General features: G+C 37.0%; 18 protein-coding genes. 14 read left to right on the forward strand and 4 right to left on the reverse strand.

From position 1 onward, the window contains the following. Nucleotides 1-495: 495 nt before the first annotated feature. Both ACO1O5_RS11510 and ACO1O5_RS11515 read right to left on the reverse strand, forming a co-directional pair. Nucleotides 496-2,616 carry a tetratricopeptide repeat-containing sensor histidine kinase gene (locus ACO1O5_RS11510; RefSeq protein WP_486270319.1) on the reverse strand — a complete coding sequence of 707 codons (2,121 nt, stop codon included), beginning with the start codon at nt 2,614-2,616 and terminating at the stop codon, nt 496-498. A gap of 44 nt (nt 2,617-2,660) precedes the next feature. After that, the gene (locus tag ACO1O5_RS11515) at nt 2,661-3,377 is read right to left on the reverse strand and encodes a LytR/AlgR family response regulator transcription factor (protein ID WP_486270321.1); all 717 of its coding nucleotides are present in this window, start codon (nt 3,375-3,377) and stop codon (nt 2,661-2,663) included. Between the two features lie 162 nt (nt 3,378-3,539). On the opposite strand from ACO1O5_RS11515, the gene ACO1O5_RS11520 reads away from it, so the two are divergent. The 14 genes from ACO1O5_RS11520 (at nt 3,540) to ACO1O5_RS11585 (ending at nt 16,261) form a co-directional block, all read left to right on the forward strand. Then, the gene (locus ACO1O5_RS11520) at nt 3,540-4,817 is read left to right on the forward strand and encodes a tail fiber domain-containing protein (RefSeq protein WP_486270323.1); all 1,278 of its coding nucleotides are present in this window, start codon (nt 3,540-3,542) and stop codon (nt 4,815-4,817) included. A gap of 301 nt (nt 4,818-5,118) precedes the next feature. Then, nucleotides 5,119-6,693: a tail fiber domain-containing protein gene (locus tag ACO1O5_RS11525; RefSeq protein ID WP_486270324.1), complete on the forward strand. Its 1,575-nt coding sequence runs from the start codon at nt 5,119-5,121 to the stop codon at nt 6,691-6,693. A 216-nt stretch (nt 6,694-6,909) separates the two neighbouring features. Continuing rightward, nucleotides 6,910-7,566 carry a hypothetical protein gene (locus tag ACO1O5_RS11530; RefSeq protein WP_486270326.1) on the forward strand — a complete coding sequence of 219 codons (657 nt, stop codon included), beginning with the start codon at nt 6,910-6,912 and terminating at the stop codon, nt 7,564-7,566. 23 nt (nt 7,567-7,589) lie between these two features. After that, entirely contained in the window at nt 7,590-8,177 is a 588-nt protein-coding gene (locus ACO1O5_RS11535) for a hypothetical protein (RefSeq protein WP_486270328.1), read from the forward strand. A gap of 65 nt (nt 8,178-8,242) precedes the next feature. Further along, nucleotides 8,243-8,827: a hypothetical protein gene (locus ACO1O5_RS11540; protein ID WP_486270330.1), complete on the forward strand. Its 585-nt coding sequence runs from the start codon at nt 8,243-8,245 to the stop codon at nt 8,825-8,827. 38 nt (nt 8,828-8,865) lie between these two features. Then, on the forward strand, nt 8,866-9,450 hold the full coding sequence (locus ACO1O5_RS11545) for a hypothetical protein (RefSeq protein ID WP_486270331.1): 585 nt from the start codon (nt 8,866-8,868) through the stop codon (nt 9,448-9,450). A 32-nt stretch (nt 9,451-9,482) separates the two neighbouring features. Then, nucleotides 9,483-10,676: a DUF4412 domain-containing protein gene (locus ACO1O5_RS11550; protein ID WP_486270333.1), complete on the forward strand. Its 1,194-nt coding sequence runs from the start codon at nt 9,483-9,485 to the stop codon at nt 10,674-10,676. 17 nt (nt 10,677-10,693) lie between these two features. Beyond that, nucleotides 10,694-11,470 carry a DUF4412 domain-containing protein gene (locus tag ACO1O5_RS11555; protein WP_486270335.1) on the forward strand — a complete coding sequence of 259 codons (777 nt, stop codon included), beginning with the start codon at nt 10,694-10,696 and terminating at the stop codon, nt 11,468-11,470. A gap of 82 nt (nt 11,471-11,552) precedes the next feature. After that, nucleotides 11,553-12,620: an NHL repeat-containing protein gene (locus tag ACO1O5_RS11560; protein WP_486270337.1), complete on the forward strand. Its 1,068-nt coding sequence runs from the start codon at nt 11,553-11,555 to the stop codon at nt 12,618-12,620. 216 nt (nt 12,621-12,836) lie between these two features. Next, nucleotides 12,837-13,208, forward strand: a complete 372-nt coding sequence (locus tag ACO1O5_RS11565; protein WP_486270338.1) for a hypothetical protein — start codon at nt 12,837-12,839, stop codon at nt 13,206-13,208. Nucleotides 13,209-13,288: 80 nt separating this feature from the next. After that, the gene (locus ACO1O5_RS11570; RefSeq protein ID WP_486270340.1) at nt 13,289-14,233 is read left to right on the forward strand and encodes an alpha/beta fold hydrolase; all 945 of its coding nucleotides are present in this window, start codon (nt 13,289-13,291) and stop codon (nt 14,231-14,233) included. A 55-nt stretch (nt 14,234-14,288) separates the two neighbouring features. Continuing rightward, nucleotides 14,289-14,468, forward strand: coding sequence for a hypothetical protein (locus ACO1O5_RS11575; protein ID WP_486270341.1), 180 nt, complete (start codon nt 14,289-14,291; stop codon nt 14,466-14,468). Next, nucleotides 14,444-14,803 (forward strand): hypothetical protein, encoded by a 360-nt coding sequence (locus ACO1O5_RS11580; RefSeq protein ID WP_486270343.1) that lies wholly within the window; start codon nt 14,444-14,446, stop codon nt 14,801-14,803. The genes ACO1O5_RS11575 and ACO1O5_RS11580 overlap by 25 nt, the downstream gene beginning before the upstream one ends. 399 nt (nt 14,804-15,202) lie before the next feature. Beyond that, nucleotides 15,203-16,261 (forward strand): DUF4412 domain-containing protein, encoded by a 1,059-nt coding sequence (locus tag ACO1O5_RS11585; RefSeq protein ID WP_486270345.1) that lies wholly within the window; start codon nt 15,203-15,205, stop codon nt 16,259-16,261. Nucleotides 16,262-16,510: 249 nt separating this feature from the next. On the opposite strand, the gene ACO1O5_RS11590 is transcribed toward ACO1O5_RS11585, so the two are convergent. Together ACO1O5_RS11590 and ACO1O5_RS11595 are read right to left on the reverse strand one after the other, a co-directional pair. Next, the gene (locus ACO1O5_RS11590) at nt 16,511-16,864 is read right to left on the reverse strand and encodes a hypothetical protein (RefSeq protein ID WP_486270347.1); all 354 of its coding nucleotides are present in this window, start codon (nt 16,862-16,864) and stop codon (nt 16,511-16,513) included. A gap of 12 nt (nt 16,865-16,876) precedes the next feature. Further along, a partial coding sequence (locus tag ACO1O5_RS11595) for a hypothetical protein (RefSeq protein ID WP_486270349.1) occupies nt 16,877-17,098 on the reverse strand: 222 nt, incomplete at its 5' end.

The following is a 17,098-nucleotide window of genomic DNA, read 5'->3' on the forward strand; positions in this document are numbered from 1 at the left end:
ACTGAAGAAGATAGCTTTGCATAAACCTCAAAATAATAAACTCTTTTAACCTAACAAATCCTTCCTCAACCTTTGACCTAATAAAAATCCATTTCCTGAATTACAGAAAATGGATATCTAAGGAATTATCGGGATGACCCTGGCTAAATGATTTTATATTGGGTGAGTATTTGGTAAACTCAAATGTTTGATATCCTTAATTTTTAAGGCATTCTTTGCATTCGCTTTAATGTACAAAACTGATTTCAGCGGAGACTAAGGGATTCGAACGAACCTTATTAATATTTAGTAATCAATCATTTAGGAACTACTAATGTTATAACTCCATGAATTACTCTGATAAAGCCTTTTCTATTTTAAGAATAACATTCTGAAGTAAAGATAGGTAAATTGCAATTTTCTTTAAAACATTAAAAAGTCCAACCCTCTCAAATATCTATCGTTGCTAGCCCAGTGAGCAACCGTAATATTAAAAACTTGTGGAATAATTGATTATTATACCCAACTTATAACTGCCGATAGATCTTGCCCATCACGCTGTTCATAAAATATTTTTAAACCGAGCCGCGTGGCAAGGTCCTTTACTATTTGCAAACCTAAGCCGGAATATTTACTGCTTATCAGTGTTTGTTGCAATATCAAATTAAGTTCCGTTGCATTTTTATTTGGGGAAGGATTTGTTATGATAATTGTGTTGTTATCTGCTGTAATTGTTATTGTTGCGTTATTGTCACATTGTTTTATGGCATTCTGAATCAGGTTTCTCACAATCACCCCGATAAAATTCTCATCGGTATTTTGAGTTATTTCATTGCTAACGTTCAGGTTTATTCGAAGTTCTTTTTCTTTTATTTGTTCTTCAGAAAGATTAGTTTCCTGCATCAATAAAGGAGCGATCTTAACCATTTTATATTGCGGGGTAAAATTATTCATTTGGCTTTTGCTCCATAACAACAGATCTTCCATGGTTTCCAATACATTTTCAGATGCCCTGTTTAAACGTTCGTTATACTGGTTGCGTAATTGATCATTAACTGATCCGGGCTTTTCTTTTTGCAAATGTAATAGTTGCACAATACTGCTGACAGGAGAACGAAGATCGTGGGTGATAACACCAAACAATTTTGCTTTTGTGTCGTTGGCAATTGAAAGCTCACTGTTAAGCTCGTCTAATTGCTGGTTGCGCTGGTTTAATATTTTATTAAGTTTTTCTTTATTGCGGTAAATAAAATAAAGCAGCAATGAAAAAATACCGAGACTTACTAATCCAAGAATTAATAAATTTCTCGTGTTAGAAGCTTGCTTAAGCTCCAGCGTATTCAATTTATTTTTTTGATCTAAAACAACAATTTCATTTACTTTTTCTGCCGTTTGATAATGCGTTTCGAGGTCCGCAAAGTTTCTCGATAGTTTTTCCTTTGTAAGCGAATCCTTCACTCCTGAATATTGTTCATAATATTGTAACGCCTTCTGTAAATCTCCTTTTTCCTTAAATGCAAGCGCCGTGTATTGGAGAATGTTAGAATATAAACCCTTATTAAGTTGTTGCGCAACGGGCAATGCCTGGGTCAACAGAGGAAGCGCTTTGTCCGGTTGTTTAGTTTCTTCAAAGTACCTTCCCTTAATCATTTGCGCCTGGAAAATTAAGAAGGGCGATTGAATAATAGCAGCCAGTGAATCGCCATTATTAAGATACGGCAAAGCTTTATCGTATTGTTTATGATCGATATAATAGATACCGATGTTTAAATTGGATGACACCAGTTCGGAAGGAAAAATGGTTTGCCCTTTTGTGTTAATTGCTAATTCATTATTGTAATACAAAGCCGAATCAATATTACCGGAAGTAGTAAACGCTTCAACAAAAGAACTTAACAACCGATTGCTTACAACGGGCGAAATATTTGCAAAACGTTCACCCTGCCTCAATACGTCCAAACTTTTGTCAGGCATTTCTGTGTTGAGATATAATTTAGAAAGCTGATCGCATTGAATCGCATAGTCAAATTTTGCTTTTGAATTTTTTGTTGTGTCCACTTCCTTTTCACGTAACTGAATGCTCTTAATAAAATAATCCTGTGCTGTACTATAGAATGATTTTTGCTGGTAATAACTTCCGAATGCGGAATAAATATCCTCGAGTATGGAATTACTTTTTGTAGTATCTGCGATAGTTTGCAGAATATTTTTGCATTCTTCAACTTTTTCCGGTTGCTCTAGTTGAAAGTTAATACTCATTAACGCTTCGCATGCGCCGGCAACTAATTTGGTTGCGTGGGCATGTTGCGCACTATGGAGGCTTTCATAAAAATAATGTTGTGCGCTATCAAATTTTATCTGGTAATAATAACCAAGAGCCGTATATAAAAAAAAGCTGGCTTTGTCTGAATCATCATTTGGTTTTACTAATTGCAAGCCCTTTAAACCAGCCTGTTGCAATACAACATAATTGTTTGTTGCGCCATTTTTATTTAATCGAAGCTCACTGCAGTAATCAAGCCATGCTTTTACTTTGTCCTTATCATTTTTAATTTTTGATAAATCCGGAGCTTGTGAATTTGCCGATCCCGCAAAGATGTTTAATAAAACAAAAAGTATGAATGAAGCGTTTTTCATTTTGCCTGTATCAGTTTTTTAACGACATAGACTTTTGAAGAAAATTAGTCAGAAAAACTTAAAGCATGCTTATATAGTTTTCCTATGGGCAAGACGTGTGACTGAATGTTTATTTTGTTCTTTTGAATTGCGTCTATTTTATTGCGGTTGACAATATAGCTCCGATGGATACGTACAAATATATCAGCAGGTAATTTTTCTGAAATTCCATTTAAAGTTGTTAATACCAGGTATTGTTTTGTGGTGGTTGTGATTCTTGTATAATCCCCCATTGCTTCAAGATATAAAATATCGTGTATCGATATTTTGTATTTATCATATCCTTGTTTAATGATGATGAAATCCCGCTCCTGTTCAGTGTCGAAAGCATAAGCCTTTATCCGCATCTGGTAAAAATCGCGAAGACGAAGAGCGCACCTGGCAAAGCGTTCAGAAGAGACAGGCTTCATCAAATAATCAAATGCATCCAGTTCATAGCTCTCCAACGCAAATTCAGGATGCGACGTAATAAAAACAGGAAGTGCAGATGCTATAATTCTTTTTCTGATTAAATCTATCCCGCTCATGCCAGGCATTTCAATATCTAAAAAAATAACATGAGGATTAAATCGTGCAATTATTTCTATTGCTTCAACCGGATTGCAACAAGATGCAACCTTTTGTAAAAATGAAAATTTTGCGGCCTCGGTTTCTATAACAGCACGGTCAATTTCATCATCATCTATTATTACATATTTAAGATGGAAATTTTCAATTTGCATTTTGACAATAAGAAAATTGATGAGATAGTTGTCATAAAACTACAAAAAATATGCCTTGGATTTTCTGACGATTTTGAAGGTACGTTCGTCGGTTAAAATCAAATGTCATTATAAAGCGTAATTATTTTTATGGAGGTTAAATTTTAAAATCATTCGTTTTTTATGAAAAAAATAATTTTTTTATTGCTTATAAATCTATGCTTGCAGGTAGTGGCCAAATCGCAAAATGTAGGCATTGGTACAACTACACCCGCTTACAAGCTTGATGTAAATGGAGACATCAACATGGCAACCGGGAATAATTTAAAGATAAATGGTATAAAAGTTTTAAGAGACAATCCCAACTCCGGTGACAATAATGTTTTTCTCGGCGATTATGCTGATACAGCATCGTCGCCAGGGTTCAGAAGCACTGCAGTTGGTTCTTATGCACTAAGCAAAAATACTGCAGGATACAATACTGCTGTGGGTTCTACTAGTTTACAAAACAATACGTCCGGCAGTTCTAATACTGCCGTCGGAGAAAAAGCTTTGCAAAGTAATTCTACCGGCGGAACAAATTCGGCATTTGGTTCCGGGGCATTGCAAAACAATATTTCCGGAGGTGGTAATGTGGCAGTAGGATACCAGGCTTTATACTCAAACAATGGCCCTGATGCGTTTGATAATATAGGTGTGGGATACCAGGCATTATACTCTAATACTACCGGGCAGTTTAATACAGCATGCGGAGGTTATTCGTTAAACGCAAATACCAGCGGAAACGATAATACCGCTTTCGGGAATCAGTCTTTAAAGAACAACACTACCGGCACTCGTAATGTTGCGATAGGGTCCACAGCCATGTATCAAAACATAACTGGCTCAAACAATACTGCAATTGGCGCCGCCGCCACAACGGCGAATGGCGTAACCAATTCCACCGCTATAGGATATGATGCCCAGGCGGGCTCATCTAATATTGTTGTACTGGGAAATAATAGTATTACAGATGTTATATCAACAGGAAGTTTTCATCAGCCTTCCGATGCCAGGCTTAAATTTAAAATTCATGAAGATGTGCCCGGTTTATCATTTATAACAAAATTAATACCGGTTACTTATCAATTAAATGTGCATTTAATGAATAAAAATGCAGTGCCCGGAGCTCGTTTTGTTTCTAATCAAGTTACCTCCTCGGAACTATCGGCGATGAGTATACGCAGAACCGGTTTCATTGCGCAGGATGTGGAGAAAGCTGCAGGCGAAACAGGATTTAATTTTGACGCAATCCACAAACCAGAGAACAAAAACGATTATTATAGCCTCAATTATGCAGGGTTTGTAGTTCCATTGGTTAAAGCTGTTCAGGAACTGAGTGCAGAAAATGATTTGCTAAAGAAGCAACTCAATGACTTATCAAAGAAAGTGAAGGCTCTGAAGGATAAAATAAGGAATTAGAATTTTTGAAATTATTTTATATGCCCGCTATTTATTGTATGCCTCTGCAATAAAGCCTTATCATAAATCTTTCAGTCATCACTCCTTCATTTTCAGCGTCATTAATTATGAAAAATACCTTTCAGCTTTCTAACGATTTTGAAAGTACGTTCGTCGGTTAAAATCAAACGACCTTACAATGCAAAAGTATTTTTATGAAGGTTACATCTTAGATCATTAAAAAATTTTGGACAGAAAATTTGTGATTGATTAAAGAAATATTTTCTGCAGCATTAATTAATAAATCTTCAAAACTTTTTTTATGAAAAAAATAGTTTACTTACTGATTGTGAGTCTTTGTATGCAACTTACTGTGCAATCTCAAAACGTTGGTATCGGCACAGCCAACCCCTTAGCCCGCCTGCATGTTGCCGATAGCAGCGTGCTATTCAGCGCAACAGGCGATATTCCAGCTTCACCTCACAACACGCCAATTTCTCTTGGAGGAAGAAGATTAATGTGGTATCCTGATAAGGCTGCATTTCGTGTAGGCTACACCGTTTATAATGAATGGGACTCCGTTAATATTGGTAAATATTCAGTTGGTATGGGATATGGGAATCTTGCAAAAGGCATGTATTCTGTTTCAATAGGACATGGATCCGGCGCTTCTGGAGTAAGTTCGTTTGCTACGGGTGATTTAACAAATGCTACCGGAGATTATACATTTACTACAGGTCAATATTCAACAGGAAAAGGTATTTATTCATTTGCATCAGGGTATACTTCCGCTGCAAATGGAATTGCTTCCGTCGCAATGGGATATAAAGCAACCGCGGGAGGAGATTATGCTGTTGCGCTTGGAAACCAAACATTCGCATCGCTCCAGGGTGCTGTCTCAATGGGAAACGAGACAGGTGCAACGGGGTATGCCTCTATAGCTTTTGGAAATTTTTCAAATGCAAGCGCAAGTTATGCGATTGCTATAGGTAATCAAAATACTGCAAATGCACAAAGTGCGGTGGCCCTTGGCGATAATACCAAAGCAACTGGTTTTGCATGCACTGCGTTAGGCTTTCTCACGACTGCAAGCAGTAATGAATCTACTGCTATGGGTGTACTTACAACAGCAAGCGGTAATGCTTCCGTCGCAATGGGATCTCATGTAACGGCTGGCGGCAATTATTCATTTATCTATGGTGTAAACTCTAACACAACCGGCTCCAATTCTATTATTTTAGGAGTAAATCTTTTTGATGGCGGACACAAGGGAAATCTAATGCTGGGAGATACCGATCCCTGGAATGCAGGCTCTGTAGGCAGTGGCACTGATGACCAGATGGTTTGTCGTTTTAATAATGGTTATTATTTTATCACGGGAGGCAATACAAATCGCACCGGAATATTAGCCAATCACGGAGACAATAGCTGGAGCGCAATAAGTGATAGCACAAAAAAAGAAAAAGTATTACCCGTAAATGGCGAAGAGTTTTTACATAAAATATCGCAATTCAAATTAGGAACCTGGAATTATAAAGGCCAGGATTCAAAAACGTTCCGCCACTATGGCCCAATGGCGCAGGACTTTCACAACGCCTTTGGACATGATGCTATAGGAAATATCGGTTGCGATACATTAATCAATCAACAGGATTTTCTGGGTGTAAGTTTTATTGCTATACAGGCATTGGAAAAAAGAACAGAAAAAATTGAGGAGCAACAAAAGCAATTGACTGAATTACAGAATCAAAATAAAATACTTGTTGCCAGTAATGAAAAGCTGCAACGGCAACTGCAATTATTATTAAATACAGTTTCCTCGCTTGATAAAAAAATACAGGCGCTTGCTGTTGTTAAAAATAGTTCTGATACAATTGCAAAAAGTAATCTGTATTAAAAAAATGTCTAAATCTTTTTTACATACCGTTTCCATCCCGCTAATAATGCTTTTCAATTTTCTAACGATTTTAAAAATACGTTCGTCGGTTAATTTCCACTGCGCCTTTAGATGAATCTATTTTTATGATGATTACGTTTTAAATGATTAAAAATATTCTTTATAAAAATTATATAGCAATAATCACAATCTCATTTTTTTTAAAACAATTACAAAATGAAAGCAACATTATTTCTCCTTATGGTCATTACTTTTTTTTGCTGTAGCCAATTGTTTGCGCAGGTAAAACCCATAAGGCCGCTTACTCAAAAAACAGTAGCGCCAACTACGAATGCTGTTCAGAAAATACCAATAGCGCCTAAAAAGGAAGTGCCGCCCCAAGCGCCACCTACAGATTTACAAAATGCTGTTGTAAATATTGTAGTGGGAGACGATGGAAAAGACAAGGACACCTATGTGGCTATTTCCATTATTGATGGCAATAAAAGAACGGCAGCCTATTACGGCTGGGCCGATAGGGGCACATACATACAACCCATGACTTCTGGCGAATATTTTCCCGGCGACAATGAAACGCTTCCTACTAAGTTAGACAAATCAGAGCCTACAGGGGAAATGGATAACAGCAAATTTCCTCCCCTGCCAATTGTGAAAGAAGCAACGCTTTCGGATTTTACTAACGGAGGAACAGTAACAATAAACATTAAACCCACCGGGCACGATACATGGAAAATCAACAGCTTTACCGTGACATTGTATTTTAACAACGATGGAGGTTCTCCTCATAAGATGACGTGGAATGGATTTACGCTCTCCCAGGACAGCCGCTACGGGGTTTTAGAATTTGATAAGAATTTTAATCCTATTCAATAATATAATTACTAAAAAATATCATGATGAAATATATAAAAATACTATCGGTAATCATTGTGTCAGCAAGTTTGTTATTGGCATGTTCAGGTAATGATTCTTCATTAACAGGTAAAGACAGTGTGGCTGGTAATGCTACTTCGTCTGGAAATTCTTCGCCGGGAGATGCTCACTTTTCATGTGTAGTTGATGGGCATCCTGTTTCAGGCGGTCTAATAAATAATGGCTTGCAATATGATTATCAAAGAAACGTAGCTTTCATTGATGACGTTGACAAGGGTAAAGAACTGCTCTTTTATTTGTCAGACACCAAAGCGGTAAATTCCCCGGGTGTATACACTTTACGTTTTTCCGTTCCTGCTAAAACCGGCACTTCATCTTTTAGTCATGATGAAGACGCATGGGGCATTGAGGTAAGTATTGATGTTAGCAAAAACCACACTGCTATCTATAATTCTGACTCTTTTACCATTAATGTCAGCAGTCTTACGGCGACTCGTGTCTCGGGCACATTCTCAGGAAAATTTACTTTAAACGGAAACATAAATGACACTGATAAAAAAGGAATCGATGTTACTGATGGAAAGTTTGATATCCCTTTTTCCAGCCGGTAATATAAGGCCGGCTTAAAAATAAATTATCAACAATTACCAAACTAAATAAAATAAAATAAATATATATGAAACACATACAATTATTTATCGTCGGTATTTTTTCTGCATGTTTTTTATCTGCCTGCAATGGTACTAACGAGCAGGGTAAAAACAGTAGCAATGCTTCTGATAAGTCGCAGGCCTCGGCTAGTACCGTGGGTAAATCAAGTTTCTCAGCAAACCTTGATGGTGTAAATATCGGTGGCGGCAAAATTGATGACATGCAATTGCAGAACACCGCTTTCATTTACCCTACTGCTGATAATAATGGCAAGAAATTGTTGTTTTATCTCTACTCAAATGAAACAGGAAAGGACTCTTACAGCTTCATGTTTAGTGTTCCTGATAAGACAGGAACATTTACAAAAAATCGTCATGATGAACAACCATTTGATATTACTCTTGATTTCCTTGGTGGCGACCTTTCACGCTATTTAGCAGAACCGGTAACGGTCAATATTACTTCAGTTACCACATCAAGGGTAGCAGGAACTTTTTCAGGAAAATTTACTTTAAGCTCCGATACGCCTAATGGTACTAAAAAAGAAGTAGCCGTAACAGATGGAAAATTTGATATACCATTTTCAACGGGCACATTAAGACCTCAGTAAAAAGAAAATAAGCCATTATCACTTAAAAAAAAATATATATGAAACACATAAAAGTATCTATCGCAATAATTGTAGCTGCATGTTTGTTATTTGCGTGCGCAGCTGATAGTTCATCAGATGATAAAACCAACGCGGACATAAAAGCAAGTCTACCGGATACTAAGACAGCATCTTCTGCGGAAAACCTTACAGGCAATGCCGGAAGTTTTTCTTACACGATAAATGGACAACATGTTGAGACAGTAAATAATGCACAACAAGCCACATTATTTATCAACGAGGTAAGTAATGATGCAGCACACGGAATGGCCGGGATAAAAGTTACCTGCTTAGGCAGCAATGTATTTGATTTCAAAATAGCCAACACCGGAACAACTGTTATAAATACTTACAAGCCTTCTCTTTCAGGCTTTTTGGATAAGAAAGCTAAAGAAGCTTCTTACATGGACGGGAAAACATATAAAAATCTTTACGCTGTTTCCGCAACAGTAACTATTACGGGCATAGACGAGAGCCGCATCAAGGGAACGTTTTCAGGAACATTTAAAGCAGATGAAAGCGATGGCGGTGAAACCGCGACTATCACTGATGGAAGTTTCGATTTACCTTTTAAAAAGAGCTAAAATATTGAGCAAAAATTAAAGCTCACACAAACATGAAAACCTTACAGCCACGAACAATAATTATTTTGCCGGCAATGTTAATACTCGCATATTCCTGCAGCGATTCAACTAATAAAGCGAGAGAAAATAACACCACCCAAACAGCCAGCATTCTGGCAGGCAAAAATGATTCCGCAGTTGCAACAAATGATGGTGGTAATGGTGATTCTGATAATCACGATACATCTTCATCTCAGCAGCGAAACAATAATGCCGATAGTATGCTTTCGCAAATGAAAAATCTTACATCAATGTTTGGCAAAAGCGATTCGGGTATGTTAAAAAACGTAGGCGGCGGAGGAAATATGGATAGTATGATGAAGAAGATGCAAGTGATGATGGGAGGTGAGAGTAACTACCCAGGCGAAGGAATTGCTAATTCAATATTAAATCTTCAGCTTGGGCAAATGAGTGATAATAATCCATTAAAATCTGTAGCCAGAGGAATGACGGAGGCGAAAAAAAAAGGTAGTGCCGGGCCTTCCAAAACATATACTGCTGCTTATACACCTGAGCAACCGGCAGGTTATTCGATACCCGTTTCAGGAAATGGAAACACCATCGTGTTTCAATATACGGGCGGTAGTATTTCAAATGGTAAGAAAGACGGGCTTTGGAAAAATTTGTACATCAGCACTAATAAAGCAAACAAATGGAATGTGTATTCGGAAGGTTATACGGAATCGACTGCAATGAATATGAACGTTCATTCAACATCACTGGCAGGCATAAACGAAAATTACAGCCTTATTTTGAATGACCAGTATAAAAAATACAATAAGCAACAAAGAAGCGATGTAGGAAAAAATGAATTTGGTGTGCAGGTGAAAAAAATTGGTGAAGAAGAAATGTTTGGATACAACTGCGTACATGTACAAATCACTTATACGTTAAAAGCGCTGGGGCAAACAACGCATGAGCAGGATGATGAATGGTACAGCACTGACGCACCGGGGTCGCAGTTTATTTCACCTGTTATTTTTGAAAATCATTCACCTACAGTAGTAAAAAAAATAATGGACGCAGATTGTAACGGTATATTGGTAAAATCTGTTGCAATATCCGACGGCACATCACAATTGGTACAACTCACCAGCATTACAAAAAAGGACATGCCCGATTCAATTTTTAATCTTCCGGCTAATTACCAGGAAGATAAAAACACGGCTTTGTATGACATCCAATAAGAACTATAATGAAAATTATGAAAGATTTGAAGTTATCATCCCTCTTTATTTTGCCAACTGTTCTTTTAATTGCATGTTCAGGAAACGCAACACAAAATTCAGGCAAAGACAGCACTTCAACGACCACTTCGTCCGCAGCAGGTCCCGGTAATGATATGTGTTATGAATTAACAACACAATCAAGAGGGAAAGATATGAGTGTGAATGGAGTTACTAAAATGTTTGTTTCGTCCAAAGGAGACGTGCGCTCAGAAATGAATATGGTAAGTTCTTTTAAGGGAAATAAGAATAGTGTACCAATAATAGTCATTGCTCATTCAAAAAAGCCTAATGAAAGCATCATACTTGATGACTCAGCAAAAACGTATTCCATAAATCACATAAACCGTGGAGATCAGGATACAAAAGAAAAAACGGAGTCCACGGTAACAAAAGTTGGTGAAGAAAAAATTCTGGGTTTTAATTGTGTTCATGCCAAAATCATTTCCAAAAAATCTATAGGAAGTTTTTATTCCACTGTAGATACCATAGATATGTGGAGAAGCAGCGAGGTACCGATGCAACCTGACGTTAAAGATTTAATGAACCAATTCGAATCAAGAACTGGAAATTTTATGTACTCAAAAGAAGTAACAGATCAGTTAAAACAAATGGCCTGCGTGGGTTTTATGGTAAAAATGGAAATAAGAAACAAAAATGCTTCAACGCTGATGCAACTTACTAAAGTGGAGCACAGAAATCTTCCTGCCAGCATGTTTGAAATACCCGCGGGATATACAGAAACGAAAGAGTGAATTAAAAAGACGCAGCAATCAGCCATCCAATCTTAATTAAAAAAAATTACAAACAATGGTATCAAACAAAACTCGGCATTTTATGAAAAATTTATATGCCAGGAAAAATCTTCATTCCTGTTTCAATTGTATCAATATAAAAATTACATTAATGGCGGCTTTGTTCATGCTGGTTTTTCAGTCATGCTCAAAGAAAAATGACATTAACGCTTCGGACAACGGGGATTCTTCCGGCAATAGTTCAAAGTATATGGTTGATACATATGCAAAATCCTCTACCGGCTTAATTTTTCAACCTGCATATTTGTGTGTTGACAGCAAAGGGTTTTTATATGTTTCTCAGCCTGTCTACAGCAATATTTTAAAAATAGATCCACTGGTTCAAACTATCGGAAACCTCGCAGGTGTTCACGGAAACCCGGGTTGTGATGACGATCCATTTGGAAGCGGTACCCCTTCATTAACTTCACCCGGCAATCTTTGGATAAACAAAGATGACCTGATTTTTACAGGCGACTATGATTGCGGTAAAGTGAAAGTAATAAAAACAACCGGAGAGGTTAGTACCTATAATTATCAGGATCCCAATTATCTGTACCCTGCGCCAAGTGGCGCCTGCCAGGATTTTCAAGGAAATGTTTATTTGTTCGATACCTATAAGGGCTTATTCGAAGTGAGGATTCAGGACCAGGTTTTAGAAAGCGTCCTTGGCTATTCCGATCTTGGAATCATTAGCTCAATGACGATGGCCAATGACCAAAAAACGATTTATCTGTCCGCAAGTCACCAGGTATTTCGATTTTCAGAAGGCAGCTTAACATCAGTTGCAGGAAATAAAGATTCGTTAGGAAGCAACGATGGCACAGGTGGCAATGCTTCTTTTGGCGGAACAATGGCGATCTGCATGGGAGGCGATGGAAATATTTATATCGCTGACACCTATAACAATTTAATAAGAAAACTGACGCCAAACGGCAAGGTAACTACCATTGCAGGTGACGGAAAAGCGGGGGATGTTGACGGCACTGGAGACAAGGCTGAGTTCTATAACCCGGACGGAATAGCTTTTAGTTCATTTGGGGGCAAAAATGTTTTATACGTGAGCGATTATGTTAATAATGTTATCCGAAGGATTACTTTGCCTGATTAAACAAATCGTAGCAGCGTGGGTCTTTTACTCACATTAATAATATGTAAAATTTTATCAGACAAAAAGACCCTTCCCGAACAAAAGCTGATGAGACCATAAAGAAAGTAGAATATCAATTTTTTTTAGGCATTTTCAAATGGCTGCATCGTCACGTTATACGCGTTGAATTTGAATTTTTATAATCTGTATCGATCTTTTACTACTAAAAATAAAATCATGAAAAAGCTTATCATTTTACCAGCATTGTTTTTTGTAATAGCCATTGTCGCATTCATTCCCCCAAAACATCGCTTGCCGGGAAAATGGACCATTTATAACACAGATGGGACATCAATCGGGGAATATGTTGAACTTAAAAGCGATGACACTTATAACGTTTATCTACCCGGCGGACAAATCGGGGAAACAGGATATTATAAAATGAAACACCATATTTTTTCTATCAGAAATGCTAAAGATGTTTGCGGCAAAGGATATTGGGGAAATATAAGGTGGAATTTCATGGAGATGATTCCATTCATTTTGCGCTCATTGAAGATACCTGCGCCAATAGAAGATATGATATCGTTGGCGTCAATCCGGGCCTGAGAAGGATGAAACAAATTACCCGTTAGCTAACGTTTATGTTTAACCGAAAATTAATGTTAAGAAATTAAAAACGAAAAATAATGAATGCTCGAAAATTCTGTTTATCCTTTATGTTACTTTGCTGTATTGCAACTTTTTCCTTCGGACAAAATACATTATCAAAAGGCGATCATTTTGCAGAAATTAACGGCATACGAATACATTATTATGTAAGCGGAAAAGGTCCTGTGTGTTTGCTCCCTTCGCCAGGATGGGGGCCTTCCATAAATTATTTAAAACTCACCTTACAACCGCTGGAACATTATTTCACCATTGTGTATTATGACACAAGATTGAGTGGGGAATCTTCAGGTCCGGCGGATACTACAAAATACTCGAGCAAAGATTTTATGGAGGATATGGATTCTTTAAGAATATATTTAAAGCAGGAGAAAGTTTGGGTTATGGGACATTCCGCGGGTGGTTTCCAGGTATTGAATTATGGCATTCATCATAGTGATCATTTAAAAGGCATTATTGTGCTTGATGGAATAGCCGGTAACGACAGTGTGAGGATAGCAGAATTCACAAAACTGGTATTGGAAAGAAAAGGACAGCCATATTATGAAAAAGGTGCAGATATTCTTTTTGGTAAAGACACGACTAATTATTCGCTTGCGCAAAGCATATCGTATATTTTGCCATTTTATTTTTACGACCTCGGAAAAATGAATGAGTTTTTAAAACTTGATGTCGCTCAAATGAGTGAAGATGCTTATCGATTTACCAGGGCCGCCGGATTTGATACTGAATATCTCTTTCCTGATCTTGGAAAAATAATTGTTCCCACGCTTGTTGTTGTGGGTGATGACGATTTTATTTGCGACAAAGTTTCTCAGGCCGACAGGATTGTAAAAGATATTTCTTCATGTTCTGAAATTGTTATTAGAAATGCAGGACACTTTTGCTGGTTTGAGAATCCTAAGCAATTTTATAACGATTGCGGCACATGGCTAAAAACACAAGGAATTAAAAAGCAAAACTAACACCGGGCTAACAGGGCCGGCATAACCTAACAGCCGCTGAATAAGATGAATAATTATGAAAGCAGGATTATTTATTATTGGACTTATTGTTGGAGTAATTATTGGATTTTGTTTGAAGAAAGTACTTCATTCAGGCAATTCGAAAACAGTCAAGCAATCTTCTGAAAATGCGGTAACGACCGCTAACAAAATGAATGCTGCCAAATGGCCATGGCAGATAGCCTTGATGCAGTAAAAGCCGCACCCAATAGTCACAAGGTCTTGTCTGAAAATGATAAGGTGAGAATACTTGAAGTAACAGTTGAACCTTATGGCTTTGAGCCCATGCATACCCATCGTTATTCCAGTGTAATGTTCGGGCCCGGTAACGATACTTCACACTATGATATAATCTACTACAAATACGACTACGACTCAGTAAGACACATCTATTTTGCCAAAAACAGCATTCATCAACATAGCGATGGCGCTGGAACCGGGGAGCATTTTATGAAGCCGGAGGGCCCTCACCAGATTAAGAATCTCAGCAATGTGAGGATTGTTGCATTTAGACTTGAATTAAAAGAATAATAAAAAGCTTATCCGGCAGGGCTGATCTTTTGCCTGGTACAAGCGAGCCCGGCGAGTGGTTTTTCTTTCGAAAACATTATATAACAAAAAAAATGTTTGACGATTTTAAAAATGCGTTCGTCGGTTATTTTTTAAATACGCCTTTTCCCAATTGCATCTTTACTGTATAAATGTGTTACATCAATACTGATTTATTGCTTGTAAAAAAATGTAGCCACAATGTTATGCGAAACACAAAAATTATAAAACTGCTGTTTTTGTTGATAACAATATTGTGTTTCCTGACAGTGCTTATTTTGTTGGTATCTTATGTGTGAAATTAATAGAGCTTTTATCATTTGAAAATAAATTTCTTAATAAAATCTACCCATTTCTTTAAATCAATTAACAAAAAATATTATGAAAAAGCCAGCATTTTATATTGCAATAATTACATGCCTGTTTACGTCACTTTATTCAGATTCTGCAAATGCTCAGTTATTAAAAAAAATTATGAATACCGTAAAAAATACTGCGGACAGCAGAATAAATGATAAAGCGGCCCAAAGTACTAACCAGGTGTTTGATAAAATAGACGGCACAACCAAAACCAAATCAAGCTCAAACACAACAACCTCTGCCGGAACACAAGGTGACACAGCTTTAACAAATAGAGTGTTAGGCGCATTTGCGAAAGCGGCCCAACAAAATCCCAATGATACTTCATCTGTGGATGTAACAATGAAAGCATTAGGAATATTAGCGGGAGGTGGCGGTGTTTCTGCTGCTGACTCGGCTGCAGCCATAAAAAGTTTTGTAACAGCAAAAGGGGGTGCCGGATTTTATTATGAGTGCGTTACTACAACTACTACAAAAAAGGGCACATCAAAAGATACATCTAAAACTTATATGACATCCGCCGGTGAAGGCAGGAAGGAAATGCAGATGACTATTCCCGGCGCTATGAGCAATCAATTTATAAATATAGGCAGAGCCGGCAATCCGAAGTATAGTATTATGCTATATCCTGAAACAAAAACGTATGCATTAAATATTATTGATACTTCACTTATTAATTCTGGTAATGACACGTACGAGGTTACAAAACTTGGTAATGAAACTATACAGGGATACAATTGCACCCATGTAAAATTAAAATCAACTTTCGGTAAAGGAATGTTTAAATCATCTTCAACAATGGATTTATGGACAAGTGAAAGTGTGCCTGGTTATTCAATCCTAAAAAAAATATTGATAGACCAAAACATAAAGCCGCAAATGTTCGAAGCTCTTGAAAAAAATAATTGCGGTGGCTATATTGTAAAAATGGCTTCTTTAGACAAAGACTATTCCATCGAAATGCAACTTGTAAAAGCAGAGAATAAAAGCTTTCCTGCGTCTTTATTTGAAATACCTGCAGCATACAGTGAGTCAAATGAAAATATGATGTACCACATGATAGGATCTGCAAAAAAATAATTGTCTATTTGAACAATGGTTGCTCAGATACTTTCTGTCTTATTTTTTAATTTTCTTCACTTCTTTTTTTTTCACCAGCAGGCCGAATCATTTTCTCCTACTCGGCTATTGTTGTTCAACATAAATAGCCTGTTTCTTAAACGATTCTTTACCTATGAATAAACTACCATTATGATAAGCGGCTTTTAATGAGCCCAAATTATTATTAGCTTCCCAATATTTATTTGTTTATAACATTTATTTAAAGACTTATATCCATCGATAGCAATTGATCCAGCCATAGGCTAACAATAAGGCAATAAGAAACAAGCTAACGGTCACCCATACTAGCTTATGAAAATGATGAATGTGTTTAACGTGACCTGGCTCAAGATTACCTAAGTTTAGCCTTAAGAGTTTCATTTCTTGTGAGAAAGCATTTAACTTTTCACTGTTGTGGTTCAACTGAGAAAGGAATATTTGAATTTCAGCTTGCAAAGACTTGAAGCCCTGAAGCATTTGGTTTTGCAAAGCCTCACCTTTACCTGCATCACTTTCTTTTAGCAAAGCAATTTCCAGTGATTCCAATTTCTCTACAATGGTTTGTAATAATATCTCATTCATAACTTTTCATTTTTATAAATGCAATCCTCTTGATTTTTTCTTTACCCGCTTCTTCTCCAAAAGTGGCATTTGCATTTGTTGATGTTGCTTTTCCGGTTTCATTAACAGGTCTAATAAATTTTTATTATGGCCATGATACTTTTCAGTTTGCTGATGCTCATCCTGAAAATATTGTTTTGATTTTGTGAGTTCTGGTGTTGGGTTGAGAATATCTTTTATTTTCTGTTGTTGAAT

The sequence above is a fragment of the Ginsengibacter sp. genome, from assembly GCF_057362405.1.

Coding starts and splice junctions, on each gene's coding strand:
- ACO1O5_RS11535 (WP_486270328.1), top strand. CDS start 7,590: ATGAAATATATAAAAATACTATCGGTAATCATTGTGTCAGCAAGTTTG.
- ACO1O5_RS11575 (WP_486270341.1), top strand. CDS start 14,289: ATGAAAGCAGGATTATTTATTATTGGACTTATTGTTGGAGTAATTATT.
- ACO1O5_RS11545 (WP_486270331.1), top strand. CDS start 8,866: ATGAAACACATAAAAGTATCTATCGCAATAATTGTAGCTGCATGTTTG.
- ACO1O5_RS11565 (WP_486270338.1), top strand. CDS start 12,837: ATGAAAAAGCTTATCATTTTACCAGCATTGTTTTTTGTAATAGCCATT.
- ACO1O5_RS11510 (WP_486270319.1), bottom strand. CDS start 2,616: ATGAAAAACGCTTCATTCATACTTTTTGTTTTATTAAACATCTTTGCG.
- ACO1O5_RS11540 (WP_486270330.1), top strand. CDS start 8,243: ATGAAACACATACAATTATTTATCGTCGGTATTTTTTCTGCATGTTTT.
- ACO1O5_RS11515 (WP_486270321.1), bottom strand. CDS start 3,377: ATGCAAATTGAAAATTTCCATCTTAAATATGTAATAATAGATGATGAT.
- ACO1O5_RS11555 (WP_486270335.1), top strand. CDS start 10,694: ATGAAAGATTTGAAGTTATCATCCCTCTTTATTTTGCCAACTGTTCTT.
- ACO1O5_RS11560 (WP_486270337.1), top strand. CDS start 11,553: ATGAAAAATTTATATGCCAGGAAAAATCTTCATTCCTGTTTCAATTGT.
- ACO1O5_RS11520 (WP_486270323.1), top strand. CDS start 3,540: ATGAAAAAAATAATTTTTTTATTGCTTATAAATCTATGCTTGCAGGTA.
- ACO1O5_RS11550 (WP_486270333.1), top strand. CDS start 9,483: ATGAAAACCTTACAGCCACGAACAATAATTATTTTGCCGGCAATGTTA.
- ACO1O5_RS11580 (WP_486270343.1), top strand. CDS start 14,444: ATGGCAGATAGCCTTGATGCAGTAAAAGCCGCACCCAATAGTCACAAG.
- ACO1O5_RS11525 (WP_486270324.1), top strand. CDS start 5,119: ATGAAAAAAATAGTTTACTTACTGATTGTGAGTCTTTGTATGCAACTT.
- ACO1O5_RS11570 (WP_486270340.1), top strand. CDS start 13,289: ATGAATGCTCGAAAATTCTGTTTATCCTTTATGTTACTTTGCTGTATT.
- ACO1O5_RS11590 (WP_486270347.1), bottom strand. CDS start 16,864: ATGAATGAGATATTATTACAAACCATTGTAGAGAAATTGGAATCACTG.
- ACO1O5_RS11530 (WP_486270326.1), top strand. CDS start 6,910: ATGAAAGCAACATTATTTCTCCTTATGGTCATTACTTTTTTTTGCTGT.
- ACO1O5_RS11585 (WP_486270345.1), top strand. CDS start 15,203: ATGAAAAAGCCAGCATTTTATATTGCAATAATTACATGCCTGTTTACG.